This is a genomic window from Coleofasciculus sp. G1-WW12-02, assembly GCF_040219735.1.
GTDB lineage: Bacteria > Cyanobacteriota > Cyanobacteriia > Cyanobacteriales > Coleofasciculaceae > Coleofasciculus.
Genome location: NZ_JAVJRX010000060.1, coordinates 1 through 10,829, shown reverse-complemented (window position 1 = coordinate 10,829; position 10,829 = coordinate 1). Strand labels below are relative to the sequence as shown.

The window sequence follows — 10,829 nt, the reverse complement described above, 5'->3', positions numbered from 1 at the left end:
GCCGTTACCATTGAATAGGTTTCTTCGGCTTGGGTGGGGTTAAACGCCCGGAAGGTATTTGACCCTTCACCATCTTCAAACAAGGTGTTTTCTACGGTTGCACCGTGAATCGCACAAAGCAGCGCTCCACCTAAGATACCTGCCACTCCCATCATGTGGAAGGGGTTGAGTGTCCAGTTGTGGAACCCTTGGAAGAATAGCAAGAAGCGGAAGATTCCGGCTACGCCAAAGCTGGGAGCAAAGAACCAAGAGGATTGCCCCAAGGGATAGATCAAGAATACGCTGACAAATACCGCGATAGGTCCACTAAAGGCAATGGCGTTGTAGGGTCGAATTCCGACCACGCGGGAAATTTCAAATTGCCGCAGCATAAAGCCAATTAAGCCAAAGGCACCATGCAGGGCGGTAAATGACCAAAGCCCACCGATTTGACACCAACGGGTGAAGTCACCTTGAGCTTCAGGTCCCCACAATAGCAGTAAGGAATGACCGAAGGTATCGGCGGGGGTGGAAACCGCAACGGTGAGGAAGTTACAGCCTTCCAAGTAGGAAGAGGCTAAACCGTGGGTATACCAAGATGTGACAAAGGTTGTGCCGGTTAGCCAAGCCCCAACAGCCAAGTAGGCGCAGGGGAGCAGGAGTATACCTGACCAACCGATGAATACAAAGCGATCGCGCTTGAGCCAGTCATCGAGTGAGTCAAACCATCCTCTTTGGCTGGGAGCGCGTCCGACAGCTATGGTCATCGTTTCAAATCCTCTTACATTAAGGGTTTACAAGGATTTTTCGCTTGACAGTTCCACAGCGATAGACTGGGAATTTGTGAGAAAGTCAGTCGGCATGACTAACTTTGCCTGAATACAGGGTGTGCCAAGCACCCTAGCTTTACCAGCTCGCCATTGAACTGGCGTGGACTTAATTTTTCTTAAACTACCATATTTTTACACGATTCCTCTATTTTCGCTAGGGATAATCGGGGATTCAATGTTTCCATACCATAATAGTAGCGGGACAAAAATTTACAAATTGATACATCTGACTCAGAATTGCCACCGCTCAGCACAGGAGTCACTAAAAATGGCATAGTAATAGGCGAAGCGTATTTACGCCCATTCTGAGAGTGAAGAGAGTGAAGCAACAGGATAATGTTATGACAGTCACCCCAACCCAACAAGAGAACCTTGTACTGCGTCAATCTGTTTTAGGTTCTCGGCGGTTGAGCAACTACTGGTGGGCGGTGGTTGCCTCGCTCGGCGGTACAGGATTTCTTTTAGCCGGACTTTCCAGTTATTTTCAGCTCGATCTCCTGCCTGTAGGTGATACCAGAGGTTTACAGTTTATCCCTCAAGGGATTGCCATGAGCTTCTATGGTATTGCCGGTTTGCTCTTGGGACTCTACCTATGGCTAGTGATCTTGTGGGATGTTGGCGGCGGATACAATGAGTTCAACAAGGACACCGGGATGGTTAAAGTTTTTCGCTGGGGCTTTCCTGGCAAAAACCGCCAGGTAGAGTTTAGCTGCCGCCTTGAGGATGTGCAATCAATCAAAGTTGAGATCAGAGAAGGGCTTAATCCCAGCCGCACTCTCTACCTGCGCGTAAAAGATCGCCGGGATGTTCCACTCACTCGTGTGGGACAGCCTTTGCCCCTATCGGAACTGGAAAACCAAGGTGCAGAACTCGCTCGTTTCCTCGCTGTCCCCCTAGAAGGACTGTAAGCTTTATCTATCAAAGATATATGAGTTAGCTTGAGACATCAGAAGCTGACTTTCGGCGGCAAGGTAAGCGTCTGATGCGTCAAAATGATTAAGTAGCGCAAGCTACAAGAAGGTAGGGTTAATAAATATGCAAGTAATCGTCCGGCGCTGGCTCCTCGTGGTGGTAATGATTATTGCCGTAAGTCTTGGAGCTTGTAGTACGTCAAATGAGGCATCCCAAAACAGGACGGATTCCTCAACATCAGCAACAAATGGGACGGCGGTAGCTCAGGTCACTAATCCTCAAATTAACAACTTACCCAAATTAGAGGGAAAAGCAACCGTCGTTTTAACTGTTAAAGATTCTCCGATTACCATTGAAGTTGATGGCACAAATGCCCCGATTACAGCAGGGAATTTTGTCGATTTGGTAGATCGGGGTTTTTATGATGACTTAGTGTTTCATCGAGTGGTGCGTGAACCTCAACCCTTTGTGGTTCAGGGAGGTGATCCCCAAGGGAAAGACCCCAATGTTCCGGTAGAGCGTCTGGGAACCGGGAGTTTTATCGACCCGAAAACTGAGCAGCCTCGTTACATTCCTTTAGAAATCAAGCCAAAGGATGCTCAAGATCCCATCTATAGCAAAACGTTTGAGCAAGCAGGCATGATTTCTGTTGATCCGCAGTTACGTCATACTCGTGGTGCTGTGGCGATGGCACGTTCATCGATGCCAGACTCAGCGTCGTCCCAGTTTTATATCGCGCTGGCGGATCTGCCTTTTTTGGATGGAAATTATGCGGTGTTCGGCTATGTTAAAAATGGCATGGATGTTGTAGAGACTATCCAAGTTGGCGATCGCATCGAGTCAGCTGAAGTCACCCAAGGGCTGGAAAACCTGAAACGACCTGAGTCTGAGACAAAAGAATCTCCTTAGTACACCAGGCTGGGCAAGGGAAGCCCAGGTGTAGGGGCGGGTTTTACGGATAACGTTTTGGAGAAAACCAATAACTTAACTCGCGCCCGCCCTTCTAGAGCGTCGGTTCAGTCACCGCAGGAAGGTCAAAATTTGGGTTTGCATTCGGTTGTTATTACAGGTATTGGTCTAATCTCAGCATTAGGTGGTTTAGAACAGAGTTGGCGACGACTGCTTAATGGTGAGTCGGGGATTCTTCCCTATCAACCCTTTCCAGAATTACCCGTTCGACCCTTGGCGCTAATCGATCGCGTACCAAGTTCCTTAACAACGTTGACTCAGTTCATCGTAGCCGATGCTCTCGCCGATGCCGATCTTCAGACACCGATGCCGAATTGTGGTGTGGTGATTGGATCGAGTCGTGGCTGTCAGGCGTCTTGGGAAGAGTTGGCAAGAGCCGCAGCAGAGCCGGGAAGTGGCGGGGTAGGGAAGCTATTTTCTCGTCCCCATTCCCCTTGGTTCAAGGGAGAGACTTGGTTAGAGACATTGCCACACCAAGCCGCGATCGCAACGGCTCGTCAAATAGGCTCTAGGGCACCTGTAATCGCACCAATGGCAGCTTGTGCAACGGGAATTTGGGCGATCGCACGGGGGTTTGAACTCATCCAAACGGGTCAATGTCAACGGGTTGTTGCGGGTGCGGTGGAAGCCCCGATTACCCGGTTAACGTTGGCAGGATTTGACAAAATGGGGGCTTTGGCAAAAACAGGGGCTTACCCCTTTGACCAACGACGGGACGGTTTAGTGTTGGCAGAAGGCGGGGCGGTTTTGGTTTTGGAGTCAGCAGAATTGGCGTTAAGTCGTGGTGTGCCAATTTATGGGCAAATATTAGGTGTTGGATTTAGTTGTGATGCATACCATGTTACTACGCCAAAGTCAAGCAGCAAGAGTGCGATAGGCGCAATCCAGCAATGTTTAGACCGAAGTCATCTTTCCCCAACTGAAATTGACTATATTCACGCTCATGGTACAGGGACTCGGTTAAACGACGAAAATGAAGCCCAGTTAATCGACTATTTGTTTCCCCATGGAGTGGCAGTAAGTTCAACCAAGGGAGCCACGGGTCATACCTTAGGTGCTTCTGGCGCGATGGGTACCGCGTTTTGTTTGATGGCACTTAAAGATCAGATATTACCACCTTGTGTGGGATTGGGCAAACCAGAGTTTGATTTAGATTTGGTAACCCAAGCACGTCGGCACAAGGTTCGCCAGGTATTGTGTTGGAGTTTCGGTTTTGGGGGTCAAAATGCAATTGTGGCTTTGGGAAAGTAGCGCTTCATGAGCCTCAAACCCTTACCAATGATAAATAGGGCTTGCTGAATAAGTGCTGTGGGGAGCAGGGGTACATTTTTCCTGATGGTGATGCAATGATTTGGATAAGCAACAGATGCTTTCCCTTGTATCTGATGGATTGTTTATAAAGCTCAAAAGCTTGAAATCTAAGAGTTTTTGGTTTGTGCAGCAAGTCCTAAATAATAAATGACGATCCTCACCGTTCACATTAACCCGTGCTGAGGAGAATTATTCATTTTGGCGTTGATTTTCTGCGGTCAAGGAAGTTGGATTACTCATTTGCAGTGCCGTTTCCGTATCCGTACCCGTCTTTTCCCAAATTGCCTCTAACACAGAATTTTCATCCAGTCCAGCGCTCATGTAAGTTAGATTTTCGCTGGCAACGGCTGCCTTCGCTTGGGCAGCGATGTCGGGATATTTTTGGAAGACGGCTTGGAGGACTTGATCTCGGCATTGGAAGAGTTCATCATACCCAAAAACGCGATCGCACTCCCAGAATTGAACCGCTAATTGATGTCCGGCTAACGCTGATTTAACAGTAGCTAGAATCTCAGCGTCCCCGTAGGCATTTTCGACAATGGGTGTCAGATCACGTATATCTTCGCCATATTCTTTGGGATGAATATCACCTTCAATTTTGATTTTGATCACACGCAACTCCTCAAGCGCCGTTTCCAGAGGCGGTGGGATGACGGGGGGTGAGGTTTTATTGGCGATTTTTGCCGAACGCTTGGCATTTGTGTTTTCTGAACGCACGGATAGTATGCTCAGTACACAGCCTACGAGTAAGGTAACTGTCATGAAGATCAGCGCTAATTTCTTAAATTGCATCTGTCAAACTATTAAAATAAATGGATTAAAAACCCGCTTGAGTTTATTATTCCCAAGTCCCTAGCCGAAAATCACCAAAGCCATTTTAAGGAAACGAGTTTTAATCTTTAGGCTAAAGCATGAAAGGAGGATGGCACAATTCTAACATCATGTTTGCGCCATGTGGTAACTTTATTTTTACTCAAATTTATGCTTAAATTTTGAAATTAATGTAATTTAATATAGTTTTATTTTTTATTAGACTATTAACTATTTTTTAGTATTGAAAATATATATTGGATTTAATAGAGGTTAAAATTTTATAGAATATATATGAGATATTAGAAAAATACTATTCTATCTTCTGCCTGTTTAAGAGTAATAGCGGCGGGTATTTCTTCCGGAGTATCCCCTTAAAGGAAATGAGCATCCCTGCCAACAGGCTTATGCATAAGGCATGAGACTTATCAGTGTGTGACGCTAATACCAGCGATTGCCAGCTTCTTTATCACCATGGGCGCTAGCACAATTAACACCTTGAGCCACACAGGGGCAAGAACGAGGCTAACAAACAGGCAAATCATGGCGGTAAACACTGCGGCTAGCTGGACGATTTCTTCTGTTGTGTTAACAACCACACAAATTGCTGCGAAGGTGATTGTTAAGGTTATCAATAAAACCAAAAGCATAATAACTCACCAGGGTAGATACGATTGAGCGATGGTTTTCGTTCCTGTGGCTGATAAGACTTATGCCTGTCTCTCCACTCTCGTTTTGACTGGCGACTGGGTTCTGATGCGAGGAACAATCAACCATCCCTTCTCAACGACTACAAATTTTTGGGTGGGAGTGTCAAGAGTTATCTAGGGTTTCACACAAGCTTCATGAAAGCTTCATGAAGACCTCATGAAAGCTTAATAATAAGATTAATGGTAGCCAAGTTGAATCTCAACCCTTGGTTAAATCCTATCGAGTTTCATCCCCAAGTTAGTTGCACGATTACCCAAAGGATAGTTTTGAACTGACAAATGGAAATAAGTCCTAGAGGAGAGGTTAAATCTAGGCTCTTAATCTTACAATCTATGAAGAATCAACCATCAGAGCTATCCATGATTATCTCTACCGATATCCAGATCCCCTTTTCTCGTTCCATTGTCTTTGCCACCTACCGTGACAGATTAATGGAGTTAATTCCCTATATGACTAATGTTCGGAACATTGAGGTGAGGTCTCGTTATCAAGAAAATGCATGTATTCACACCGTCAATGAGTGGCACGGTGGTGGCGAGATTCCAGCCCCTGTTAGAACACTGCTGAGCAAAGATATGCTGAAGTGGACAGAATATAACACCTGGAATGAGTCAGATTATACTCTGGCATGGAGTATCAAGACTCACGCCTTTACCGAAGCCGTCCACTGCGCTGGCAAGAATCGCTTTTTGAATGATCGTGGTCAGACGTTGATTGAGAGTCGTGGCGAAATAAGGATTGATCCCAAGCGGATTCAAGGAGTCCCACCGTTACTAAAAAACAAGGTTGCATCAGTGGTTGAGGATTTCCTGAGCAAAAAAGTTGAACCCAACTTGCTACAGATGAGCGAGGGAGTACGTCAATACCTGGACCAACAAACGATTAAATACAAACTTGCTTAGATGGGTTTTAGGGTTATGACGCAGGTTATCTTTTGTTAACCCATGTTGGCTGAGTTAGCCCTGAATAAAAAATTTCCTGCTAGCAACTATTCCGCATCTACGGAGTCATAACTCGCCTTGAAAATGGAACAGCAACCCTTAAGGTTAAAGTGAGTTGGAAGATGAACAAGTAGAAACGGTTGTCAAGCCTGATGAGTTGGGAACAGGCAAAGCGGGACAGTTGCGATCGCGGCGGCTGAGGATGGTATTATCCGGGGGACGAGATTTTTTGTCTCGTCTGACGGTTATTTGCTTACTTGCGCCCATGTGGTGGAAGCCGCTGGGGGATGGGAACAGGTACGAGTGCAAGGGAAATCCGTCACCTTATCTGCACTGACTGAGTGTGAATTTCGGTCAAATTAGCCAATCTCACATCATTGGTAAACAATGTTGCATTTAAAACTTGTGCAGTTGCAGCAATTATTGCATCAGGAAGCCTCAGTCTGTATTGTCTCCGAAATGTAATTGCTAAATCCTTAATACTACTCTCAAGTTCCACCACTATAATCTTAGCTAAGAAATCCCGAATCTGTACTTCTTCATCTGAACTGAGACTGGGATAGGATAACAATTCAATTTCAGTAATCACTGACACAAAATATTGTCCTGACGGTAACGGGTTAGTTAAACGCCCCCCTAAGAAGTACAGAACTACATTCGTATCCAGTAAAATTAAATTCTGCGTCAATGCCACTCATCCCTCATTTGCTGCTGATACTCCAAAGGGTCTTGAGTTAATTGAATCACACCTGCATACTGGTTTAAATTAAATTCTTGTTTTTGTTGTAATTGATAAGCCTCTAATAATTGCTCAATTTTCTGCCAGTCCTGATAATCAATCAACACCGCAACAGGACGCATCGCTTCATCAGTCACAATTTTTTTCTTAAAACTGAGCATAAAAGTCCACTTCATAACAACATCTAACTTTTCTATCGTAGCTCCAAAGCGAATCGCTGATGGTAGGAGTGTGGAGGTGCAGGAGTCGCTTCCCTTCAACCTTCCTGATCACTCTTGAGGAAATCACCCACGTACAATCGGATAAATTCTGCTGCTGCATCAGGATTGAGGCTATGAAGTGCCTCAGCAATCTGCACCACGGTTTCAGCCGTGGGATCTCTTTTCTCGTGATACCACTTGAAAATCATCGAACGATCAACTCCCAAGGTTACGGCTAGCTTGTTTTGACTGATGCCGTATGTGTCTAATGTTTGCCTGAGAGCTTGTCCCGCTTTTCCCATGCCTCTAATCGTGTCAGAGGATGGTGAGCAAGTAAATGTTGTCTTATACGACCACATTTTGCTAGATTTGATGTAGTCTACTGAGACCACACTAAATTCAACTAGGTGAACTCAAATGCAAGCGTACTTTGTGCCGAATGACAATCAATTGCCCTCTGCTGAGGTTTCTATTCAGGCTTCTACAGATCCAGTTTCCGGGAAAGAATTTATTAAGGTGATGGTTATCGGTTCCCATAAAGGGATCAACTGCATTATCAAAACGCTGCATCGCTTACGGTTTGCGGAGGTGAGGGAATGGAGTCCACCGATTCCTTATGGTGCTTCGGGAGAAATGATGAGTCTTTTGAGGCGACAGATCATGGTGGATTGAATCGTAGGTGTGATTCCCTGGCGCGATCGCTTGGCTTCACAGGCTTTGGGGAGGGTAGGCGGAAGATGCGATCGCGCCAGCGATTTCATATCGTAGTGAAGCGACGGTTATAATAGGGTATGGCAATGTTCCCTACCACAGCTTAGGGATAATTAATTGGGTAAAGAGCGCTCTCTACCTAACATAGGAAAACTATGGACAACGTATTGGCGTAGCACACCTAATTTGACGGATTAACCTTGCATGAAGGAACCGTAGGTGCACCACCCTTGCGCCCGATTCAATGATCAAATCTATTCCACCATTTTAGCTGTGTCAGTCCAGTAGGTTGGGTTGACGCCTCCTGCCAAGAAAGTCTAGGCTAAAGCCCTGACTACGAACCTCCCTTTCAAACCGATTGCCACAGTTTAATTTTGCGATCGCTCCCCGCACTGACGAGAAGATCTCCATGGGGACTAAATCCTAGAGAACGAACGGGTTGGGAATGTCCTGAGAGCTTGGTTAATCGTTGACCTTTTTGAACATCCCATAGTTCAATAAGCAAACCACTTCCACTAGCGAGAACTTGACTATCGGGACTAAATGCCAAAGCCGCTACGCCAGGTGACTCAGGAGCAAATGTCCGTAATAATTTACCCGTTTGGGGATTCCAGAGTGTTATCGCCCGACTGCTACCACTAGCAAGCATCAGACCATCTGGGCTAAATTTTAGGCAGGTAATGCTCATAGATTGATTGGTAAACGTGAGTAGTGGTTTACCATTGTGAGGATTCCACAATTCTAGGGTGCCATTCAAACTGCCCACGGCACAACTATGACCATCCGGGTTAAAGGCAATATTTCGGACTGAATTGGAGTTTCCGGCTAAAATACGTAGGAGTTTGCCTGTCCGTACTGCCCAGAGTTTAATTTCACAGTCCCCACTACTAATTAAGATCTGACCGTTGGGACTAAATACAATATCCCGCACTCGGTCAGCACGATTAATAAACGTATTGATCAGTTTTCCGGTGCTGAGTGACCACAGCTTGATGGTTTTATCAGAACTGCCACTGGCTAAAATCTGACCATTTGGACTAATTGCCACACAGGTTACGCGGTGGCTATGTCCAGTTAGGTTATGTAAGGGTTTGCCGAGGCGTAATGCCCACAGTTTAATCGTTTTGTCATAACTGCCACTGACTAACGTCTTACCATCTGGACTAATGGCAATGGCACGAATCTCATCCGTATGTCCAGAAAGAGTCCGGCGCAGCTTAACCTTTTCCCAGGGATTGGGTGAAATTGAAAGTGGCAATAACTGAGTAATCAGAGACATCAGTCCTTTGGCTTTGGACTGAATTGGCGATCGCTTCAAGATCGGAATCGATGCCGGTGGCGGTAAGGAAGGGGGGGGAGCAATAATTTCTTCAATACAACGGCGAATCATCGCCGACGTTTGCGGTCGCTGACCGGGAAATGTCGCCATGAGATAATCGACTAAATCCGCTAATTCTTTGGTCATCTGCGGCGCACTCTCTCGCCATTGCAATTTGCCAGTACGGGGATGAGACTCGAAATCGTTGGGGGATTTGCCTGTGAATAAGTAGACAAAGGTGCGACCTAGAGCAAAGAAATCGGACTGCGCCACCGCTTTGCCCTCCATTTGCTCCGGTGGTGTATAACCACTAGAGATAATGACTGTGCCTGTGGCATTTTCTTTTTGCCGTTGTAAGTAGGTTTCGGTGATCTCCCTTACCGCTCCAAAGTCGATTAATGCCAGTTGTCCATTGGGTCGCAGGATAATATTAGAGGGCTTGATATCTCGATGGATTAGGTCTTGTTGGTGCAGTTGTTCCAAAATATCCACCAGTTGTTTCAACCATGCGATCGCCTGGTCTTGACTGAGGGTAGGTTTTTTTCGAGCTGATCGCCACTGCTTTAACGTGATCCCCTCAATTTTCTCCATGACTAAGCAGTGCAGGGCGGCGTCTGTCCCCTGTGACCAGACAAAATAGCCATCTGACTCAACTCTAGGAATACCCGGATGCTGAAGCCGACTTAAGACCGTGGCTTCCCTTTGGAAAAGGGATACAGCTTTTTCTTGGGCATCATAGCTATAGAACCGATCCAGTTTCAGAACTTTCAGGACTTTGGCAACTCCCTGATCATCGACTTCAAAGGTTTGACTAAACCCGCCTTTACCGAGTGTTCGCAGGACTCGATAACGGTTTTGAAGCAACAGGTTGGGATATATCATGAGAGGGGTTTGAAACAGTAATCTTGGCTACCTAGCAGTATCACCTATCTGCCATTTAAAACTCATACAATTCCTGACATAACCGGACATTTAGGTTTACTTACTGCTTCTACCAGGGCTGTCGCCAGCGTCCTGTCCACAGTTGTTGAGTTCCCAGCGACGCGCCCTTGCCAAGTGTTGAAATCGCGACACTTAACTGAACCACACCTTTGAGAGCGAAATACCCTATCGCTCAAGTTCATTGGTTGAATGTATCCACAGTCTGAACACATCTTCGATGAAGGGAACAGACGCGCCATGGCGCGTCTGTTCAACTGTGCCAAACACTGACTGTTTGTATGTGAGTTGACGACAATCAACAGGCAACCTTTGTACATTTATAGCGCTTCGCGCTCGTCTATTTACAAATACTGAAACGCTGCGTCTGCTGCTTTATGAATATTAAATTCATGAAGAGGTAACTCTTTTCTGATGGCAGTCTTCACTTTTTGCCACCAATGTTCAATTGGGTTCAAA

General features: G+C 46.0%; 14 protein-coding genes. 6 read left to right on the top strand and 8 right to left on the bottom strand.

What is annotated here, in order from left to right:
- Window positions 1–746 (bottom strand): photosystem II D2 protein (photosystem q(a) protein) (locus RID09_RS10625; protein ID WP_446335912.1); only part of this gene is annotated, 746 nt, incomplete at its 3' end.
- Window positions 747–1,150: 404 nt separating this feature from the next.
- On the opposite strand from RID09_RS10625, the gene RID09_RS10620 reads away from it, so the two are divergent.
- The 3 genes from RID09_RS10620 (at window position 1,151) to RID09_RS10610 (ending at window position 3,941) form a co-directional block, all read left to right on the top strand.
- Window positions 1,151–1,717 carry a photosystem I assembly protein Ycf4 gene (locus RID09_RS10620; RefSeq protein ID WP_446335911.1) on the top strand — a complete coding sequence of 189 codons (567 nt, stop codon included), beginning with the start codon at window positions 1,151–1,153 and terminating at the stop codon, window positions 1,715–1,717.
- Between the two features lie 127 nt (window positions 1,718–1,844).
- On the top strand, window positions 1,845–2,630 hold the full coding sequence (locus RID09_RS10615; protein WP_446335910.1) for a peptidylprolyl isomerase: 786 nt from the start codon (window positions 1,845–1,847) through the stop codon (window positions 2,628–2,630).
- A gap of 138 nt (window positions 2,631–2,768) precedes the next feature.
- Window positions 2,769–3,941 (top strand): beta-ketoacyl-ACP synthase, encoded by a 1,173-nt coding sequence (locus tag RID09_RS10610; RefSeq protein WP_446335916.1) that lies wholly within the window; start codon window positions 2,769–2,771, stop codon window positions 3,939–3,941.
- Between the two features lie 249 nt (window positions 3,942–4,190).
- Here RID09_RS10610 and RID09_RS10605 read toward each other — a convergent pair whose 3' ends face one another.
- The gene (locus RID09_RS10605; protein ID WP_446335909.1) at window positions 4,191–4,793 is read right to left on the bottom strand and encodes a hypothetical protein; all 603 of its coding nucleotides are present in this window, start codon (window positions 4,791–4,793) and stop codon (window positions 4,191–4,193) included.
- Window positions 4,794–5,239: 446 nt separating this feature from the next.
- Window positions 5,240–5,461, bottom strand: a complete 222-nt coding sequence (locus tag RID09_RS10600; protein ID WP_446335908.1) for a hypothetical protein — start codon at window positions 5,459–5,461, stop codon at window positions 5,240–5,242.
- Between the two features lie 420 nt (window positions 5,462–5,881).
- Here RID09_RS10600 and RID09_RS10595 point away from each other — a divergent pair, with 420 nt between their 5' ends.
- Window positions 5,882–6,424 (top strand): hypothetical protein, encoded by a 543-nt coding sequence (locus tag RID09_RS10595; RefSeq protein ID WP_446335915.1) that lies wholly within the window; start codon window positions 5,882–5,884, stop codon window positions 6,422–6,424.
- Window positions 6,425–6,578: 154 nt separating this feature from the next.
- Window positions 6,579–6,800 carry a hypothetical protein gene (locus RID09_RS10590; RefSeq protein ID WP_446335907.1) on the top strand — a complete coding sequence of 74 codons (222 nt, stop codon included), beginning with the start codon at window positions 6,579–6,581 and terminating at the stop codon, window positions 6,798–6,800.
- On the opposite strand, the gene RID09_RS10585 is transcribed toward RID09_RS10590, so the two are convergent.
- The 3 genes from RID09_RS10585 to RID09_RS10575 all read right to left on the bottom strand — a co-directional run bounded on the left by RID09_RS10585 (window position 6,783) and on the right by RID09_RS10575 (window position 7,704).
- On the bottom strand, window positions 6,783–7,157 hold the full coding sequence (locus RID09_RS10585) for a type II toxin-antitoxin system VapC family toxin (protein ID WP_446335906.1): 375 nt from the start codon (window positions 7,155–7,157) through the stop codon (window positions 6,783–6,785). The two genes, RID09_RS10590 and RID09_RS10585, sit on opposite strands and share 18 nt — an antisense overlap.
- The gene (locus tag RID09_RS10580; RefSeq protein ID WP_446335914.1) at window positions 7,148–7,363 is read right to left on the bottom strand and encodes a hypothetical protein; all 216 of its coding nucleotides are present in this window, start codon (window positions 7,361–7,363) and stop codon (window positions 7,148–7,150) included. Before RID09_RS10580 ends, RID09_RS10585 begins: the two co-directional genes overlap by 10 nt.
- 95 nt (window positions 7,364–7,458) lie before the next feature.
- The gene (locus RID09_RS10575) at window positions 7,459–7,704 is read right to left on the bottom strand and encodes a helix-turn-helix domain-containing protein (protein ID WP_446335905.1); all 246 of its coding nucleotides are present in this window, start codon (window positions 7,702–7,704) and stop codon (window positions 7,459–7,461) included.
- A 115-nt stretch (window positions 7,705–7,819) separates the two neighbouring features.
- Between RID09_RS10575 and RID09_RS10570 the strand changes: the two genes are divergently transcribed.
- Window positions 7,820–8,074 carry a hypothetical protein gene (locus RID09_RS10570; RefSeq protein WP_446335904.1) on the top strand — a complete coding sequence of 85 codons (255 nt, stop codon included), beginning with the start codon at window positions 7,820–7,822 and terminating at the stop codon, window positions 8,072–8,074.
- 388 nt (window positions 8,075–8,462) lie between these two features.
- On the opposite strand, the gene RID09_RS10565 is transcribed toward RID09_RS10570, so the two are convergent.
- Together RID09_RS10565 and RID09_RS10560 are read right to left on the bottom strand one after the other, a co-directional pair.
- On the bottom strand, window positions 8,463–10,313 hold the full coding sequence (locus RID09_RS10565) for a protein kinase domain-containing protein (protein WP_446335903.1): 1,851 nt from the start codon (window positions 10,311–10,313) through the stop codon (window positions 8,463–8,465).
- Window positions 10,314–10,375: 62 nt separating this feature from the next.
- On the bottom strand, window positions 10,376–10,585 hold the full coding sequence (locus RID09_RS10560; RefSeq protein WP_446335913.1) for a hypothetical protein: 210 nt from the start codon (window positions 10,583–10,585) through the stop codon (window positions 10,376–10,378).
- Window positions 10,586–10,829 lie beyond the last annotated feature (244 nt).